The 18,789-nt window shown below is 48.1% G+C and carries 17 protein-coding genes; 14 read left to right on the top strand and 3 right to left on the bottom strand.

The features are described 5' to 3' along the window. The first annotated feature begins 24 nt into the window (after positions 1-24). From ASG33_RS09585 to ASG33_RS09555, 7 genes are all read left to right on the top strand, one after another. Positions 25-1,713 carry a glycoside hydrolase family 43 protein gene (locus ASG33_RS09585; RefSeq protein ID WP_056283640.1) on the top strand — a complete coding sequence of 563 codons (1,689 nt, stop codon included), beginning with the start codon at positions 25-27 and terminating at the stop codon, positions 1,711-1,713. A gap of 48 nt (positions 1,714-1,761) precedes the next feature. Continuing rightward, positions 1,762-2,283: a VOC family protein gene (locus tag ASG33_RS09580; protein WP_056283637.1), complete on the top strand. Its 522-nt coding sequence runs from the start codon at positions 1,762-1,764 to the stop codon at positions 2,281-2,283. A 48-nt stretch (positions 2,284-2,331) separates the two neighbouring features. Beyond that, positions 2,332-4,266, top strand: coding sequence for an alpha/beta hydrolase-fold protein (locus ASG33_RS09575; RefSeq protein WP_056283634.1), 1,935 nt, complete (start codon positions 2,332-2,334; stop codon positions 4,264-4,266). Positions 4,267-4,454: 188 nt separating this feature from the next. Continuing rightward, complete coding sequence (locus tag ASG33_RS09570) at positions 4,455-5,540, top strand: endo-1,4-beta-xylanase (RefSeq protein ID WP_056283631.1); 1,086 nt, start codon at positions 4,455-4,457, stop codon at positions 5,538-5,540. Positions 5,541-5,714: 174 nt separating this feature from the next. Then, positions 5,715-6,185 (top strand): hypothetical protein, encoded by a 471-nt coding sequence (locus ASG33_RS09565; protein ID WP_056283627.1) that lies wholly within the window; start codon positions 5,715-5,717, stop codon positions 6,183-6,185. Then, positions 6,182-6,430 (top strand): helix-turn-helix transcriptional regulator, encoded by a 249-nt coding sequence (locus tag ASG33_RS09560; protein WP_229238611.1) that lies wholly within the window; start codon positions 6,182-6,184, stop codon positions 6,428-6,430. The genes ASG33_RS09565 and ASG33_RS09560 overlap by 4 nt, the downstream gene beginning before the upstream one ends. A 25-nt stretch (positions 6,431-6,455) precedes the next feature. Further along, entirely contained in the window at positions 6,456-7,868 is a 1,413-nt protein-coding gene (locus ASG33_RS09555; protein ID WP_056283623.1) for a TlpA disulfide reductase family protein, read from the top strand. Positions 7,869-7,934: 66 nt separating this feature from the next. On the opposite strand, the gene ASG33_RS09550 is transcribed toward ASG33_RS09555, so the two are convergent. Beyond that, positions 7,935-8,543 (bottom strand): DedA family protein, encoded by a 609-nt coding sequence (locus ASG33_RS09550; protein ID WP_056283620.1) that lies wholly within the window; start codon positions 8,541-8,543, stop codon positions 7,935-7,937. Positions 8,544-8,822: 279 nt separating this feature from the next. On the opposite strand from ASG33_RS09550, the gene ASG33_RS09545 reads away from it, so the two are divergent. Beyond that, positions 8,823-9,569, top strand: a complete 747-nt coding sequence (locus ASG33_RS09545; protein WP_056283617.1) for an SDR family NAD(P)-dependent oxidoreductase — start codon at positions 8,823-8,825, stop codon at positions 9,567-9,569. A 93-nt stretch (positions 9,570-9,662) separates the two neighbouring features. Here the strand turns inward: ASG33_RS09545 and ASG33_RS25935 are convergent, their stop codons facing one another. Next, positions 9,663-9,914, bottom strand: a complete 252-nt coding sequence (locus ASG33_RS25935) for a helix-turn-helix domain-containing protein (protein ID WP_056283615.1) — start codon at positions 9,912-9,914, stop codon at positions 9,663-9,665. A gap of 44 nt (positions 9,915-9,958) precedes the next feature. Here ASG33_RS25935 and ASG33_RS26040 point away from each other — a divergent pair, with 44 nt between their 5' ends. Next, on the top strand, positions 9,959-10,192 hold the full coding sequence (locus ASG33_RS26040; RefSeq protein WP_056283612.1) for an SDR family NAD(P)-dependent oxidoreductase: 234 nt from the start codon (positions 9,959-9,961) through the stop codon (positions 10,190-10,192). 251 nt (positions 10,193-10,443) lie between these two features. On the opposite strand, the gene ASG33_RS09530 is transcribed toward ASG33_RS26040, so the two are convergent. Then, positions 10,444-11,310 carry a HEPN domain-containing protein gene (locus tag ASG33_RS09530; RefSeq protein WP_056283609.1) on the bottom strand — a complete coding sequence of 289 codons (867 nt, stop codon included), beginning with the start codon at positions 11,308-11,310 and terminating at the stop codon, positions 10,444-10,446. Between the two features lie 157 nt (positions 11,311-11,467). Between ASG33_RS09530 and ASG33_RS09525 the strand changes: the two genes are divergently transcribed. The 5 genes from ASG33_RS09525 (at position 11,468) to ASG33_RS09505 (ending at position 18,788) form a co-directional block, all read left to right on the top strand. Further along, positions 11,468-12,208 carry an SDR family oxidoreductase gene (locus ASG33_RS09525; protein WP_157474676.1) on the top strand — a complete coding sequence of 247 codons (741 nt, stop codon included), beginning with the start codon at positions 11,468-11,470 and terminating at the stop codon, positions 12,206-12,208. A 48-nt stretch (positions 12,209-12,256) separates the two neighbouring features. After that, positions 12,257-13,171, top strand: coding sequence for an AraC family transcriptional regulator (locus ASG33_RS09520; RefSeq protein WP_056283607.1), 915 nt, complete (start codon positions 12,257-12,259; stop codon positions 13,169-13,171). A 159-nt stretch (positions 13,172-13,330) separates the two neighbouring features. After that, positions 13,331-13,912 (top strand): RNA polymerase sigma factor, encoded by a 582-nt coding sequence (locus tag ASG33_RS09515; protein ID WP_056283604.1) that lies wholly within the window; start codon positions 13,331-13,333, stop codon positions 13,910-13,912. 166 nt (positions 13,913-14,078) lie between these two features. Next, positions 14,079-15,134: a FecR family protein gene (locus ASG33_RS09510; protein WP_056283601.1), complete on the top strand. Its 1,056-nt coding sequence runs from the start codon at positions 14,079-14,081 to the stop codon at positions 15,132-15,134. A 186-nt stretch (positions 15,135-15,320) separates the two neighbouring features. Beyond that, entirely contained in the window at positions 15,321-18,788 is a 3,468-nt protein-coding gene (locus ASG33_RS09505; RefSeq protein WP_056283599.1) for a TonB-dependent receptor, read from the top strand. Position 18,789 lies beyond the last annotated feature (1 nt).

Raw genomic sequence — 18,789 nt, 5'->3', positions numbered from 1 at the left:
TTTTCAAACTGTTATTACTATAATATGTACAGGCTTTTTCTCAGGACTGTTTTCGCCTTGTTGTGCCTTGTGGCAGGCTATCAGGCTTCGGCGCAGTCGATTACATTGGTCAATCCGATACTGACGGGCTTCTATCCTGATCCCAGCGTAGTGCAGGTGGGAAAGGATTATTACCTGGTCAATTCGACATTCTCCTACTTTCCCGGCATTCCGGTTTTTCATAGCCAAGACCTTAAAAACTGGAAGCAGATCGGGAATGTGATTGACCGGCCGTCGCAAATGGATTTTATGGGCGAACAGCTCACCCGCGGACTTTTTGCACCTGCTATCAGTTACCACAATGGTACCTTTTACGTGACCTGCACCGACATTGATCACGACGGTAATTTTGTCGTGACTGCCAAAAATCCAGCTGGTCCATGGAGCAATCCCGTACGCATTCCGCAGGTTCGCGGGATTGATCCTTCTCTGTTTTTTGACGAGGATAACAAAGCCTATATCATTTACAACAGCGACGCGCCGGACCATAAACCGTTGTATTCCGGTCACCGCACGATCCGGATTTATGAAATTGACCCGGTTACATTGAAGGTGATCGGAGAGGAGAAGCAGCTGGTGAATGGGGGAGTGGATCTGAGTCAGAAGCCTGTCTGGATCGAGGCGCCGCATATTATGAAGCGGTTTGGCTGGTATTATCTTTATGCAGCCGAGGGCGGTACTTCTGTGAACCATACGGAAGTGGTTTTTCGCAGTAAATCCGTCTGGGGACCTTATGTTCCTTACGAAAACAACCCGATTTTAACCCAAAGGGGATTGCCGGAGGATCGCAAAGACCCGGTGACTTCGGCAGGTCACGCGCAGTTTGTGGACGGGCCGGATGGGAAAACGTACGCGATCTTCCTGGCGGTAAGGCCTTATGAAGGAGACTATTACAATACCGGCCGAGAAACATTCATCGCGCCTGTGACCTGGAAAGACGAGTGGCCCATTATCAATCCCGATACCAAAGAGATCCAATACCAGTACAAAGCTGCATTCCCCGAGGTGAAGCAGCCCGGCGCACGTCCGCAAGCTGGGAATTTCAGTTACACGCTCACGTTTGAAAAATCACTTGATCCCGCATTGCTCTTTATGCGGACGATTGACAGCAGCTCGTTTTCATTATCTGCGAAAAGCGGCCTGACACTGAAATTGAAGCCGGAAACGATCATGGAAATGGGCAATCCCTCTTTCATCGGCAAGCGCCAGCAGCATTTGTACTGCACTACGGAAACGGAACTTAATTTCTCTGCCAAATCGGAAAAGGAAAAAGCGGGCCTGACGATTTTCCAGGATGAGCGCCATTTTTACCTGATCAGCAAATCGGTGGACCAAAACAAACCTGTGATCCAGCTGTATAAAAGCAACCCGAAAGACAAGGGAATGGAACTGCTCACACAAATGCCGCTAACGAATGGAGCTGCGCCTGTGAAGTTGCGCATTGTGGCAGAGGGCGGGACTTATAGTTTTTATTTCTCCAAAGGCAAATCCTGGCAGCTGCTCAAAGACAAGCTCGACGCGAAGTTCCTGAGTACCAAAGAAGCGGGCGGTTTTATCGGTTGTTTGTTCGGTATGTATGCGACTTCTTCGGGAGAGAAAACCACCAGCGCTGCGTCATTTAAATACCTGAAATACAGTGGGAATGATCCTATGTTTGAAAAGGCTTCCAAATAAATCCGCAGGCTTATTACCATTTTAAACAACTAGTTATCATTTGATTATATGCAAAAGACAGTATCGGCATTCTACCTGTTATTCTTATTCCTGCTTACCGGTAGCGTTTCCTTCGCGCAATCCAATTTTACCAGCAAAACCATCGGCGTAGGTGTTGTCGTGAGCGATATGAAACGCTCGCTGGACTTTTATGTAGATGGGATCGGAATGGTGAAAACCGGAAATTTTACGATCAATGCAGATTTTGGGAAGCGTTCCGGGCTGACCAACGGAGAGGCTGTGGAAGTGAATATCCTCAAACTTGAAAATGCGCCTGAATCCACAGACTGGAAGCTGATGAGCTTTGGCAAGAAGGCCGGGCACAAAAAGCCGGAATTCATCCAGGACGACACAGGTATGCAGTACATCACGATCAATGTAAAGGCATTGAACCCCGTGATCGACCGCTTGAAAAAGCAGAATGTGAAGTTCCTGGGCAGCACGCCCACAGCACTCAGCGAGAAAGCACATTTTGTGCTGGTACAAGATCCCGACGGCACATTTATCGAGTTGATCGGTCCGCTCGATTGATCCTATCAAACCGTATCTGACAAATCTAAAAAGCTAAAATTTAATACGATGAAGAGAATTTTGCTGCTAGTCGCGTGCATAACGATGTTTGTGAACATTGGAAATGCGCAGGAGAACAAGATGGAAATGCCGAAAGGCTACGATACGGTTCGGGAAGGAGTTCCGACCGGGAAACTGGATTCGGTCAGTTACCAGTCCAAAACCGTGGGGAATGCCCGGAAGGCGCTGGTGTATACGCCGCCTGGTTTTAACAAAAAGAAAAAATATCCGGTACTATACCTGCTGCACGGCATTGGCGGAGATGAAAAGGAGTGGCTCAAAGGCGGAAACCCGCAGCTGATCCTGGATAACCTGCTGGCCGAAAAGAAGATAGAGCCGATGATCGTGGTCATGCCGAATGGACGCGCGATGAAAGACGACCGTGCTACGGGCAACATTATGGCGCCGGATAAAGTGGAGGCTTTCGCGACATTTGAAAAGGATTTGCTGAATGATCTGATCCCGTTTATTGAAAAAAAATATCCGGTACTCACCGACCGTGAGCACCGCGCCATTGCGGGCTTGTCAATGGGAGGCGGCCAGTCGCTGAACTTCGGGCTGGGTAATTTGGACAAGTTTGCGTGGGTAGGAGGGTTTTCATCCGCGCCCAATACCAAAAAGCCCGAGGAGCTGATGCCGAATCCGGAAGAGGCGAAAAAGAAATTGAAGCTGCTCTTTATTTCCTGCGGTGATAATGACCGCCTGATCACATTCAGCAAGCGCACGCACGATTATCTGTTCGAGCACGATGTGCCGCACGTGTATTATGTGGAGCCGGGCGTGCATGATTTCAAGGTTTGGAAAAATGGGCTGTACATGTTTTCACAGTTCTTGTTCAAACCGGTCAACGTAGCTTCTTTGCCGAAATACACCATTCTGGGCACACCGGCGGCTACCAATATCCGCAATGCACAATACCCGCAGATTTTGCCCGATAACCGGGTCGTGTTCCGCACCAAAGCACCGCAGGCACAGAAAGTACAGGTGGATTTAGGTAAAAAGTATGATATGGCAAAAGATACCGCCGGTTTCTGGTCTGTTACCACGGATTCCATTGGCGAAGGTTTCCATTACTATTCCCTGCTGATAGACGGTGTGGCCCTGGCTGATCCGGCGAGCGAGACTTTTTACGGTATGGGCAGAATGGCCAGCGGCATTGAAATCCCATTCCGCGGCGGCGGCTACTATGCCATGCGCGACGTGCCGCACGGTGATATCCGCATCCAAAAATACCTTTCGAAAGCCAGCAATACCTGGCGCGAAATGTACGTGTACACCCCGCCGGGCTACGATAGGTCTACCGAAAAGTATCCTGTGCTGTACCTGCTGCACGGCGGCGGCGAAGACCAGCGCGGCTGGGCAACGCAGGGGAAAACGAACCTGATCCTTGATAACCTGATCGCTGAGGGAAAAGCAAAACCGATGATCATCGTGATGATGGACGGAAATCCGGGCAGTCCGATGGGGCCGGGAAGTATGGCCAGCGCAGGCGACGGTTTTCTCAAAGCATTTGAAAACGAGCTGAAAATGGGGGCGATACCTTTCGTCGAAAGTACTTTCCGCGTGCAAGCTGACGCAGCGCACCGCGCACTGGCAGGCTTGTCTATGGGAGGAATTCAGACTTTGTATGCGGGTGTCAAAAACACGGATATGTTCTCGTCGCTGGGTGTTTTCAGCTCGGGCTGGTTTGCCAATAATGATGGATTGTCAGGCCCGCATTATCAGTTTGCGAAAGACAATGCAAAGACGATCAATACCAATCTGAAAAACTTCTGGATTTCGATGGGTGGGGAGGAAGATATTGCTTATAAAAACTGCAAGATCATGCTTTCGAAGTACGATGAACTGGGGATTAAATATCAGTATAGTGAATACCGCGGAGGACATACCTGGCCGGTTTGGCGGCACGATTTGCATGGGTTTTCGCAGGTGTTGTTTAGGTAGCTCCGTATAACCTTTTGTCACCCTGAGCGGACAGGGCCGCCGGGCGGTCGAAGGGATGTGCGCAATGCATCTAACATGTTTGTAGCGCTGTGCCTGCCCTTCGACTGCGCTCAGGGTGACAAAGCACGGTACCCTCAAAAAGCCAACAGCTAAAAGCTAACAGCTAATAGCTTCAAACAAAACAAACTATGAAAAAATCAACAACCACCAACAAGCTACTTTGCGTCATCGCCTTAGCATTTACACTTTCAAACCCCACAAACGCGCAAGCACAAAAAACCTTAAAAGCAGCCTACAAAGACTACTTCCCAATTGGTGTAGCCGTAGCTCCTAGAAACCTGACGGGTCCAGAGGCTGAACTGATTACTTCGCAATTCAGTAGCATTACGCCGGAAAATGCGATGAAAATGGGGCCGATTCATCCTGAGCCGGATCGCTATGCCTGGGAGCAGGCGGATGCGATTGTGGCTTTTGCTGAAAAGAATAAACTGAAAGTACGCGGCCATAATTTGTGCTGGCATAGCCAGGCACCAGGCTGGTTTTTTACGGATAAGGAAGGAAAGCAGGTTACCCGCGAGGTATTGCTGGATCGCTTGAAGCAGCATATCGATGCGGTCGCGGGCCGGTACAAAGGCAGGGTGTATGTTTGGGATGTGGTGAATGAGGCGGTGCCGGATACCAGTGAAAGCATTTACCGGCAATCGAAATTTTATGAGATTATCGGCGAGGATTACATCGAGAAAGCATTTGAGTACGCCCACGCTGCTGATCCCAATGCAAAGCTATTTTACAATGATTATAACACTGAAAGCGCCGCTAAAAGAGAAAAGATATTTCAGCTTTTGAAGAAACTGAAAGCGAAAAATGTACCGGTTCACGGTGTCGGCTTGCAGGGACACTGGTCTATTTATGAACCGACCCGCGCCGATCTGGAAAAATCCATTTCCCAGTTCGCCAGTCTTGGGCTGGAAGTTCAGATCACCGAGCTGGACGTTTCTGTTTACCCAAAAGAACACGAAAGGCGCGCGAAGAAGGAAACGGACAAAGGAGAATTGACGCCAGAGATGATCGCGAAACAAACTGCGCATTACAAAATGCTCTTCGATGTTTTCCGCAAATACAAAGGCACTTTAACCAGCGTGACTTTCTGGAATGTATCCGACAAAGCGACCTGGCTGGACAATTTTCCGGTGCCGGGAAGAAAGGATTACCCGCTGCTTTTCGACCAGAATTACCAGCCTAAACCTGCATTCGAACAGGTTGTTAATTTTTGACATGCATTGTTGGTCAGTTTTCCTTTTAGTCTGAAAGGATCGAAAGGAGAACAATCAGCCAAATCTTAAAAGACAGCATTAAAAATCTGAGCGATTGCTTGTTGGTAATGTAAAGTTTTGTTTACATTTGGTAAATAGAACTTTACATATCTCTTCATTTAGCCAATCAGAAATATGACGCTCCTTTTCTCCGCCCGGTACCGGGCAACTGGCCTGTTTATCGCGCTTGCCGGACTGCTCGGCTGCTGCATTGCCTCCACCGAAGGCCTGATCAATGTTTACAGGATCTTTTTGCCTGATCAAACGTGGGCGGACGGTTCTTACCCTTATCCATCCAATTTCTGGGAAATCAATGCGCTTCTCAACAATGTTTCCCTGTGTTTGCTCGCAGTCGGAATCGTTTCGCTGCTTCTTACCAGAGAGCCCGATGAGTACTTCTATAACCTTCGGCTGGAATCTATTCAGTTTGCCGTTTATGCGCAATTTGTGGTCGGTTTAGTGGCATTTGCCTATTTCTACTTCACACCTGGGTACCACATTGAAAATGCATTTGCCGCGATAATCGCCTTTGTATCTGCTACTTTCCTGCTGGCTTATCTGATCCGCTATTATGTAATCGCCTACTTTAAACGAGGCAACGATTGAGCGCGAAACCCCAGACCTTAGTCAATACGCTCCGCGTTGAGCGCGCGGTAAGGCGAATGACGCAGGCCGAGCTTGCGGAGCGCGTGGGTGTTTCCCGCCAGGCTATCAATGCGATCGAGACCGGCAAGTTTATGCCGTCTGCACTTTTGGCGATCAAGCTGGCGCGGGTGCTGGAAAAATCTGTTGAGGACCTGTTTATTCTTCAGGATGAAGAAGCTGCGCCCGTTCCGCAGCAGGATGAGTAGCCACAGTTTTACCTTAATAACAGCCATGAGAACAAATATCTTTATCCAGCTTTTGATGTTTTTGATTGGCCACAATGCACTGGCGGGGATCGCGTACATCAGTGGGTTGGTTGCCCATGCGGATAGCGGCAGTTTGCAATGCATGGTCATTGCGCCACAGCTTCAAACCGGGAATGTAAGCATTTTGATCCCGGTGCAAGGCGGAAAGTTTGAACATGAATTTGACATCACTGCGCCTACGTTCCTGAATATCAGTGACGGAGTAAATTATTTTGGCGGATTTATTGCGCCTGGTGACAGCATTTATCTCCGATACGACAAGCTGAACTTTGCGACTTCCATTGTTTATGCTGGTGTCGGAAAGGAGAAATTCGGGATTTGCTATTCCATTAATGAGATTAAAGTTTTTGCAAGAAAGCTTGTTGTGGCAGCAAAGATGCAGCGTTACCCGGTCGATTTCGCTTTTGCGGCGCTGGACAGCCTGCATGATGTTGTAGGAAAGAAGATAAGTCAATCTGCTGGTTCAATGAGTGCTGAAAGTACCGCGCAACTCAGGGGTTACCTGGCTGCTGCGGGTCTGTCGGCCAGGTATAATCTGCTGGTAGCCATTTTTGGCGATTCTTTTGACAACATCCTGAAAACACAGGGAGACAGGCTAAGTAAAGAATCCGTTATGAGAATGCAGGCACTGTTGAAATTCGACAAAGCATTTTCGGGATCCAGGTTCTATGCCGACGCAGTTAAGACAGTTGCCTCGATTTATCTGGAAGAGAATGTCCAGCCGGTGACGGCCGATTTTGCCACAAAAAAGTATCGTTTGCTGGCAGATATGTTGCCCCGTGAGCTGCGTGATCCGGTGCTCTATCTGACATTGAAATCCGATTTTGCAAACCAACCTTCCGTAGCCGATCAGTTGGTAATGCGGGCTGCTATATCGACATTGGAAAATAGCGCGCACAGACAAAGCATTGAAAATTTGCTGACCGGATACAAGCCGCTGATAGCAGGGGATAAGGCGCCGGATTTTTCATTGGAAAACCTGAGTGGCGAAAAGATTAACCTTTCTTCATTTTCAGGTAAAACCATTTATCTCGATTTCTGGTTTGCGAGCTGCGGACCTTGTCACATGCTATTTAAAGCCATTGAACCCGTCAAAAAGCATTTTGAGAATGACGATCGCATTGTTTTTTTAACAGTATCGATTGATAACAGGGAGGTTTGGAAGAAGGCGGTAGCCAGGTTTGGCGTTAAAGGTTTGCATGCTTTTACCGAAAATCAGCTTCGTACACACCCGATCATTCAATCGTATCAGGTAACCGCCTACCCAAGTACCTATATCATAGATCCGAATGGGAAGATCTTTTCGACACAGCCCTCTCAAAATCATGACATTTTGAAGAAACAGCTGGAAGAATCGATCAGAATAACAGGCAAATGAAGGATTTGAAGGAAAGAAAATTGTTATCACCAATCTTGGAAGTTGCTGCAAGCCTCTAAATACTCGCTACTCTTTCTTCCTGCTGGGCCAGCTCCTGACAAGCCGCGCAACGTAAAGCAGGATGAAAGCGAGGAACAGGTAATTGAATACTTTCCCGACCGTGTCGAATGCACCCTGGTATTTGTTGCCAAAATAGTAAGCTGCAAAAAAGACAATGGAAGACCAGATGAGCGTGCCGGCGAAAGTGTAGCTCAGAAACTTGACCGGTTTCATGGCTACCAGCCCCGCGGGAATGGAAATGAATGTCCTGAACGTGGGTACCATTCTTCCCCAGAACACGGCGACGGCTGCATGTTTGTCAAAAAACCGGAGCGCTTTCTGGTAGGATTCCTCCGATAAACCGATCCAGACACCTTTCCGCTTGACCCAGCTTTCGAGACGGTCAGGGCCTACTTTCTTTCCTACCCAATACCAGAAACCCGCGCCTGCAAGCGAGCCTAATGTGGCCGAGAGCACAGCAAGAATGGGATTGATCTCGCCCTTTACAGCGGCGATCCCACTCAGGGACAGGATAATTTCTGACGGCAGTGGCGGAAAGATATTTTCCAGAAGCATCAATAGAAAAATCGCCAGGTAACTCGCTTGTTTAATAAATTCTTCAATCAGGGAGGTCATATGCTCAGCGGCGGGCTAAGTGTTGATGATTACGGGACAGGAATTGTGATGTTGTTCGGAGAGACTGAGTTAAGCAATCTCTGATCCGGGATTTGCGCCGCCTTGCAAAAAGGTCAAAAATGGTGCCAGCAGCTTCTCTGCTTAACAAAGGTGACCTTATTGAAATATATCAATGTGAACGAAAACTGATGAATGTCACTTTCAATCGCCGCCAAAGTCACCAGTATCATGGCGGGCTGTCCATACCTTCGTAGCATCTTTTACATAACATCTTGAATCATGGATTTACTGGATAAAGTTGCGATTGTTACAGGAGCAGGCTCCGGAATTGGCAGAAGTGTAGCATTGATTTATGCAGCTGCGGGAGCGAAAGTGGTCGTCTCCGATGTGCAGGAGAAGGAAGGATTGGAAACAGTGGAAATGATACGAACGGCAGGCGGGGAGTCATTCTTTTTCAGGGCTGACGTATCTTCTCCTGCTGATAATGCGGCACTTGTAGATGCAGCTGTGGCTACTTACGGCGCGCTGCATATTGCCTGCAACAATGCCGGGATCGGCGGTGCCTCGGCGCCGGTTGGAGAATATCCGATCGAAGCCTGGGACAAAGTGATCGCGATCAATCTTTCGGGTGTATTCTACGGAATGCGGTACCAGATCCCTGCCATGCTGAATGCGGGTGGCGGCACGATCGTAAATATGGCGTCGATTCTGGGAAATGTAGGATTTGCCAATAGTGCTGCATACGTCGCTGCAAAGCACGGAGTTGTGGGACTAACAAAGAATATAGCACTCGAATACGGTGCAAAGGGCATCAGGGCCAATGCAGTAGGGCCTGCCTTCATCAAAACGCCGCTGCTTAAAGATATGGATGCCAGTACCCTGGATTGGCTGGTGACCAAACACCCTGTCGGCAGGTTGGGAGAGCCGGACGAAGTGGCTGAGCTCGTGTTATGGCTAAGCAGTGCGAAATCATCCTTTGTTACCGGTGCGTATTATCCGGTGGATGGAGGTTACCTTGCCAGCTGATCCAAAGTCTATGGCAACGGCCTTTCGAGAAATCAGCGCAGCTGGCGGAAGTTCTCAATCAGATACTGCAACCGAACTTTTTTTGATCTGCTTCTAGCCCCATTGCCGGAGATATTCAATAAAGGGGATGAGTTCCTGCCCGACTTCGGTCAATGTATATTCCACTTTGGGCGGTACTTCGTGATACACCTTCCGGGCGATCAGGTTGTCGGCTTCCAGTTCACGCAGCGTTTGGGTCAGCATCTTGGTTGTCACGTCCGGCAAAGTCCTGCCCAGTTCTCCGTAGCGCAGGATGGAATGCTCATGCAGATACCATAAGATCCTGCCTTTATGTTTTCCACCTATCCAAAGCCGGTATCGACAATGTTACCAAAACATTAGCGAAAGAATTGGGCCCGAAAAATATCCGCATCAACACCATTGCCCCGGGTGTGACTGACACCGAAGGGAACCACGAAATGGGTATCATCGGCGGAGACATCGAAAAACAAATGCTCCCCCTCACACCACTGGGCCGGATCGGTCAGCCGGAAGATATCGCAAAAGTTGCCGTATTCCTGGCCTCGGGTGAAGCCGTCTGGGTAACTGGCGAGCGGATCACCGTTTCGGGAGGACTTTTGTAGGTTTGGTTTCGACGGGCAGCTTTTGATTAGTTTGGGATTCTAACGAAGTCTGCCCTCAATCCATTTCACAAATACAAATCCTTGTTGTACGTTAACCTGAAATATATCGCCGAGCGGTGGGTTGATGCAAGGAAGGGTTTTAGGCCCGCCGACCGCTTCAATAACATTTATTCCCAAGCCAGTAATGGCCGAATTTTATCGGTTTTGGATATCGAGAGGGGCTGATAATTAGCCGTGACTTAACTCTCTCGTCATTCCATAAACTGCGCAATGCGCTCATTACAAATCCGCTCTGTTAAGTCTTTAAGTATTCTTACACGGTCAGCCAGATATTCCAATTCCTCTTTTTCAATCTTGTAATTCCTATTATACCTCGCATCGATATACGCCTTTTTCAAAAGCAAAAACAGCCGTTTTTCCTCCTCGTTCGTCATTGGGAAAACAGTTCCAAATTCTGCATGTTGCTTTATTACCTGATTTCCCAAAATCTCAATGTCATGGATTCTCGGCTTATAATCCGTGAAAACAAGAAGAATTGCAGCGTAAAATCTTTCAGTGGCTTGATGAAGTTCAAATGCTGCATTATTGTAGTAGGTTATTTTACTCTCTCCTTTTTGAAAGAAAAATTCAAAGGCTTCAAAGAAGTGGTTTGCGCTTTCGAACCAATGCTCAAATTGTTCTGTCGCTTTTTCAACTCTTTGCGCCGAATTTAGGTTTTTAGGCTCTGCTAACGAGAATTTCCCGGAATCAAAAAGCATGACCCCTTCTTTCAGGATATCGACAAAGAAGAAGTAATTGCGCTCGATCTTGTCATTTACGAAACCAATACTGTGGTAAATGATGCTCGTCCTCGTCATTTCATCATCGGCCATCAGTTCCTCATCTAGCTCCCGCGATTTCTTGACTTGCTTTGCGGAATTTTTGTCTTTCGTGACGATCAGAATGTCAAAATCGCTCACGTATTCATAGTTCGGCTGATAGTCCTCGACCCAGTCACCCCGTGCGTAGCTGCCGAAGAGAATGATCATTTCAGCGGGCACTTTGTCGAGGATAATTTGGGTAAGCTCTTTTAACTCGTCTTGTTTGTTTTGTGGTAGATGCGTGAGGGCGGTTTTCATTCGTGTGTGGGGGTTTTTGAAATTTTGGTAAGATACAAAAATTCAAAAACCATTCACGACGTGCGATCGTAAACTCCGGCTACACATTCGGCGATTCTGGCTACACTTTTGGACCTTCGTTTCAAGAATTTTGTATCGTAACTTTTAACCTTACGATATGATAAATGGAATCAAAAATAAAGTGGTTGCCATCACCGGTGCAAGCAGTGGCATAGGTGAGGCCACAGCGGAATTATTGGCAGCAAAGGGGGCAAAAGTCGTTCTCGGAGCCCGTCGGACAGAAATGTTGGAGCGCTTGACAAAACGCATTCAAGAAGCAGGTGGCCAGGCAGTATACCTGCAAATGGATGTTACCAAACGCACTGATGCTGCTTCACTCGTACAATTAGCATTGAAAGAGTTCGGGCGTTTGGATGTGATCATTAATAATGCGGGCATTAGTCAGCTACAATTATTGGAAGATATTGATGTAGAGGGCTGGGAGCAGATGATTGACGTGAACCTGAAAGGCACGCTTTACGGCATTGCCGCCGCATTACCGGTTTTTAAATCGCAGGGTTCGGGGCATATGATCAATATCATTTCCACAGCAGGCATTAGCATTGTGCCCGCAATGGGCGTCTATGCGGCTACAAAAAATGCAGTCCGCACGATCAGCGAAGCTTTACGGCAAGAGTCAAAAGGCCGTTGGCGCGTTACAGGGATATCTCCCGGGTTTGTAGACACACCATTTGCGGGCAAAATTAAGAATGAATCCATCCGGGACGTTCTGACTCAGCGAGCGGGCGAGATTGCTATTCCAGCGGCGGCCATTGCCGAGGCAGTTGCTTACGCGATCGCCCAGCCGGATCAGGTAGATATTGGCGACATTGTAATCCGCCCGGCTATTCAGGATTGAATTTGCAGGCTTTATATTCGTATTTGCAAAAAAGGACATTAAACAGATATGCAGGCACAACCAGTGGTTTTCGATAACATTTCCGCTTTAATGGAGCGCGTCGGCTTGCCGTCGCCCCTGCATCCGCTGGTCACATTGGTCAATTATGATGAAAATAAGCCTTGCCTGGCCGATGCGGGGAGCCAATATTTACTGCATTTTTATAAAATAGCATTTAAGCTACGGTTCAATGGAAAGGCCAGATACGGACCTGGATCTTACGACTTTCACGATGGTGGGCTTGCTTTTGTAGGGCCAAATCAGATTGTCGAGCTTTCCTATGATTTGGAGGAGCACGAAGGTTATGCATTATACTTTCACCCGGATCTTTTTTTTAAACATTCGCTGGCCTCCCGCATTCACGGATATGGCTTTTTCTCCTATTCGGTTCAGGAAGCATTATTCCTTTCCGAGAAAGAGAAATATGTAATTCAATCCGTTTTTGAATCGATAGCAACGGAGCTGAAAACTCAAACTGACAATTTCAGCCTGAATGTGCTGGTTTCGCAGATCGAACTGCTGCTGCATCATTGCAACCGATTTTATAACCGTCAATTCCTGACACGCAATGTGATGCATCACGATCTGATCGATCAGATGAATGCGTTTTTAATGGAGCGGTTCGAGAGGAAAGATGCGCTGGTAAGTGGTTTGCCAACGCCCCAGGAGATAGCTGAGCGATTGAAAGTTTCCCAGCGCTACTTGTCCGATATGCTGAAATCCCTCACAGGAATGACAGCCCAGCAGCACATTCATTTGAAGATGATCGAGAAAGCCAAGGAAATGTTTGGGAGCGATTCACTAACCACAGCAGATGTGGCCTATGCACTCGGCTTCGAGCATCCGCAATCTTTCAACAAATTATTCAAGCAGAAAACCGGCTTGTCGCCCGCGGCCTTTCGCAAGTTGCTGAATCCGAATTAGGAAAAAGGTCCTGCTTACTACCAACCAAAGCTTCACTGCAAGCGGCAAGACAGTAACATACAAAACAGACACACAGCTTCCGCGCGTGCTCATTCATTTCTAAGTAAAAGGGTGGCGGATTGGTCTTTTGTGGTTGTAAATCAATCGCCCTTGTAAATAATGCACGCCATTAGCAATGAAAATACGGAGTTGGTGGAGCTCTTAGCCCAAGGTGACAAACATGCTTTTGAAAAGATTTACAACCGCTACCATGCCAGGCTTTACAGGGTAGCACTTAGCAAGGTAAGGACCGAGGAGAATGCAATGGAAATGGTTCAGGACGTTTTTCTGGACCTGTGGCTCCGGCGCGGGCAGGCCGAAATCGGTGACCTGGAAAGATATCTTCATTCGGCCATCAAATACAAAGTGCTGGATTTTTTCAAAAAAGAATTCCAGAGAAAGCGCTACATCCAGCTCATGCAACTGAGCAGCCAGGACGAATCTTTCGACACTGAAGAAACGCTTGCATTCAATGAACTGACCCGCTCGATAAGACATTGTATCAACAATTTGCCCGAAAAAACCAGGCGCATTTTTGAACTGAGCAGGATACACCACAGCAGCCCGGACGAAATCTCCTCCATGCTCGACATTCCATTACGTACCGTCGAATACCACATTACCCAAGGTCTGAAAGCCTTACGGTCGAGCCTCAAAGATTACATACCTGTGCTCATGCTTTCCTTCATGTCCTGGTTCTAAGCCTTCCGGGTATAGTTACAAAACCAATAATTTTTAATGCAAACTGCCACTTTTTTATAATTTTTTAAAGGAATTATAAAATCATTTGCGGTCGTAGGAGACTTGCTCGACTTACTACAAAAGCGGGCAATGCGCCTGTTTGTTTCTATGCAAATCCATTACACGCATGATAAAAAATTTAAGCGGTTTCCTGAAACTGCTGAACCGTTACCAGAACAAACAAGTCGATGCGGACGAGAAGCAGGCGATGGACCTATGGTACGATTCGATCAACTTTTCGGAGGAAAATAAGAGTGTACTGAGCGAGGATCAGGCAGGAAAAGCCATGTGGGCGGCCATAGAAGGCAAAATGGATAACAACAAGAAGCCTGCAACCCACAGCGATTTCCGTCCCCGTTTTCGAAATATGTATATCAAACTGGCGGCTGCCTGCATGCTGCTGGTGATCGGGCTGGTCGCTTACCGCACATTGTCGCGCGAGGAGCAGGTGATTGCGGGTGTCAGAAACGAAGTGCTGACGGGAATGCAGGAGGCGCACAATGCAGGCTCAAAACCAATGTCATTTACATTGTCGGACGGCAGCAAGGCGGTGCTGGAACCCGGTGCTTCGCTTTATTATCCGGTGCATTTCAATGCCCATGAGCGGACGGTTTTTTTAAAGGGTGATGTGTTTTTTGAAGTTGCGCACGATCCTTCACGGCCGTTTTTTGTACATGCCAATAACATCATCACCAAAGTGCTGGGTACCAGCTTTACGGTTCGGGAAAATTCGAAAACAAAGAGTATAGAGGTGGCTGTGATGACGGGTGTTGTAGAAGTGCGTAGGGCAGAAGCTGCCGAGGAAAACGAGCTGCCCGAAAGCAAAGTGGTTTTGACCCAGAACAAGAAAGTGACGTTTTTCAAAGAAGGCGAGAAGCTCGTTACGGGCCTGGTTGAAAAGCCCACTTTGCTTAAAAACAATGCATTGCAGATTGACCGGGCAGAGTTCAACTACGCAGGGGCTTCTCTGCCCGATATTGTAAAGATCCTTGAAAATGCCTACGGTGTCAAAATCCTGCTTCAAAACGAAAAGCTCCGGAACTGCAATATCAACGCTGATCTGTCGCAGGAAAATACACTGTTTTCACAACTGGAAATTCTTTGTGAAAGTATCAGTGCCGAGTACCAGCTGACCGGCGATACGATCACACTTGTCGGCCCAGGCTGTCCGCCATTGAAATAAACATTAACCCGTAAACCCTCGTCCTATGCAGTAAAAAATACCTCCTCAAAAAAGCAAAAGCCGAAGATGCTGGAAACATGCTTCGGCTTCTCCCGCTCCGATTACCTGAATAATGCGGACGTTCACTGGAAATGAACGCTGGGAGTTGTAAATCATCGTGTTAAGAGATCTATCACTTACAAAAAAATGAAAAAAAGTCAAAAGATCATAAATCCCCTGTGGACGATTATGAAGTTGTCAAGCATTCAACTAATGCTGCTCCTGATCGCAACTGCTTACGGACATGCCCATACCTCGGAGGCGCAGCAGCTTCTTTCGCAGCGGGTTTCCATTAAAGTAGAGCAAAAGCAGATCAGGGAAGCATTATCAATACTGGAATCAAGCGCGAACGTGAAGTTCGTATATAGCTTACAGTTACTCCCTGTTGACCGGAAAATAACCCTTCAAATGGAGGACAAGCAGCTGAGCGAAGTGCTGGAAAGCATGTTTAGACCGGATCAGATTTCCTTCAAACAGATCCGGAACAAGATTATTCTTAAGAGATCGGAGCGAACTGTATCCGAGATTCCCCAGCTCGAACCGCTCGCACCCGCCCCGATTGGCAGAGCGATCGACCGTACCATCACGGGATTGGTGAAGGACGATACCGGCGAGGCGCTGCCTGGCGTCAGCATTACAATCAAGGGAACTGCATCGGGTACGTCCACGGATGTTGAAGGGAAATTTTCCTTATCCATTCCGAATGACAATGTAACCCTGGTTTTTTCTTTCGTAGGCTACATTGCACAGGAAGTACAGCCCGGCATTCAGACATCCATTCAGGTTGCGTTGAAACCCGACACGAAGGCGCTGGAAGAAGTAGTCGTGATCGGATATGGTACTGCCAAGCGCCAGGATTTTACGGGGTCGGTGAGTTCATTGAAAATGGAAGGTTCTTCTATCGCGCTCATGCCCAACATGAATGCACTGGAAGCACTGAAAGGAAGCTTGCCCGGATTGAACATCGGGGCTTCGAACACGGCCGGGGGACAGCCAAGTGTTGATGTCCGGGGGCAAAATTCGATCAATGGATCGAATGAACCTCTGATCGTTTTGGACGGCGTTGTTTTCCTTGGAAACCTGGCAGATATCAATCCCAGCGATATCGCGTCTTTCGACGTGCTTAAAGATGCTACCTCTGCAGCAGCTTACGGTTCCCGCTCTGCCAACGGGGTGATTGCGATTACTACCAAAAGAGGAAAGGTGGGCAAGCCTGTGATTACATTGAATTCGTCCATCGGTTTTCAAACCTGGCAGAACAGGCCGGAAATGATGAAAGGTGAAGAGTGGATCAAAGTGGTGAATGCAAGAAATAAGTACGCAGAAGGCTCTACCAACTGGATGAAACCCGGCGAACTGGCGAATCTGGCGGCGGGAAAAGAAACCAACTGGCTGGATCAGGTGACGCGGACAGGTGTGATACAAACACATCAGGCAGCCGTGTCGGGCGCAAGCGAGCGTGTAAGCTACTATATGTCCACCGCGTATGATAAAAACAAAGGTATTGTGATCGGTGACGGTTTCGACAGGATCTCGCTTTCGGGTAAGGTGAAGGCGAACATTACCGATTGGCTGGAAGTAGGAGTGGATGCGGGTTATTCCAAAAGGACCTATACCGGAACTGATCCATTGATTGGAAGAAACAGCAACCCGAATGCAGCGCAGCCGGAAACCCGTTTTGCGGCCAACATCAACGAGGCGCAAACCATGTCGCCGTACGGTGTCATGTACCGCGATGAAATGGGGAATCTTGAAAAATATCCTTACACGCAATCCGCCATTAACCCGCTCTGGGGCGTGAATGATGGAACGCGCAGCAACCAGGATGTGCGGCTTAATTATCGCATCAATTCCAATGCGGTCATTAATGTTCCCTGGGTGGAAGGTTTGAGTTACCGGGTTAACCTGCTTTACAACATCACCAGCAATGAGTCCGGAAACTTCACAAACGAGCGTTTTTACGTGCAGGAAGGAGAAGGTCTTAATCGCTATTCGCCTTCCACGATCCAGGGTTTTTTGACCAATGCAAATGGCGTGATCAATACTTATGGAAATAAAAGCTATGTTTTTGATAACATTATCAACTACAAAAATGCTTTTGGCAAACACGGAATCGACCTGACACTGGTAGCTACGCGCGACCATCAGCAGTATCAGCTGGTATCATCTTCGGGAAACAACTTTGCGGCCAATGGAAATACGACCCTGGATATGTGGGGTTTGCACAAAGCAACCGTGCAGCGGGTGAACCTGGACGCCAATGAGCGTTCGAATATCGGTTACCTAGCCCGCGCGAGCTACTCTTACGACGACAAGTACTTTTTCACAGGATCTTATCGCCGCGACGGCGCGAGTGTTTTCGGAGCTAACAACAAATGGGCGAATTTCATGGCAGCCGGTGTCGCGTGGAAACTGACCAGCGAAGAGTTCCTCAAAAGTTTCGCCCCGCTTAATAACCTGAAAGTGAAGTTTTCGTTCGGACAGAATGGAAACCAGGGCATTGCACCGTTCGCGACGCTCTCCACCATTGCCAATGCAGCAAGCGGCGGATCAAGATACGAATGGTCAAATCAGCTTGGCGTGATCAATTATGGTCTGTATCAAAGCGCATTGGGCAACTCGGACCTGGGCTGGGAAACTACGACATCGTGGAACGCAGGATTTGAGTCAGCCTGGTTGAACAATCGTTTGTTCCTCGATCTGGATATGTACTACGGCAAAACAACCGACCAGATCTTTACGCGTAACATTCCCGTGATGACAGGTTTCAAAACCATCCGGACTTCTATGGGACAAGTGAATAACCGGGGTGTCGAGATTACGGTACGCTCGGTGAATTTGAAAAGCAGGGACCTGAGCTGGAATACCTCGTTTACATTCTGGCAAAACAGAAATAAGCTGGCCAGACTTTACGGAGAAGACAATGACGGTGACGGCAGAGAGGACGATGACATTGCCAACAACCTTTTTATCGGGCAGCCGCTTGGAACCATATTCGGTTATGAGCAGATCGGGATTGTGCAGCAAGGCGACGCAGAATACATTGCGCTCACAGGTGCAGCACCCGGCGCGCCGAAGTACCGCGATATCGACGGAAAGCCAGGGATTACGCCCGACGACAGAAAAATCCTCGGTTATGCGCAGGAAAATTTCAGGTTGAATATGAGCAACAATGTCAACTACAGGAATTTCGAATTGTACGTCATGCTCACAGGTACTTTCGGGGGCGGCAACCGCTTTTTGCGCGCTAACCAGGATGCTTACATGACGGCAGGCACAGGTCGTTTCAATGATAACATGGTTTCGAAACCGTACTGGACGCCAGAGAATGCGAGCAACGAATACCCTTCTGCCTATTTTACCGGCGACGGCCGTTTTCTGGGCTTGCAGTCACGAGCTTTTGTCCGTTTGCAGGACGTAACGCTTTCTTACCGTTTCAAACCTGAATGGATATCAAGGCTGAAAATGAACTCTGCCAAGATTTTTGTGAGTGCCAGAAACCTCGCCAGGTTTACAAAATGGGAGGGAGGAGATCCCGAAACAGGTACTACGGTGCGTCAGAACACTTTCCCTGTCCCGACTTCCTTCTCAATTGGTGCTAATATCAGTTTCTAAA

Source organism: Dyadobacter sp. Leaf189, from assembly GCF_001424405.1.
Lineage (GTDB): Bacteria > Bacteroidota > Bacteroidia > Cytophagales > Spirosomataceae > Dyadobacter.
Note: the sequence above shows the minus strand (reverse complement) of the source record. Positions and strands in the feature narration are given on the sequence as shown.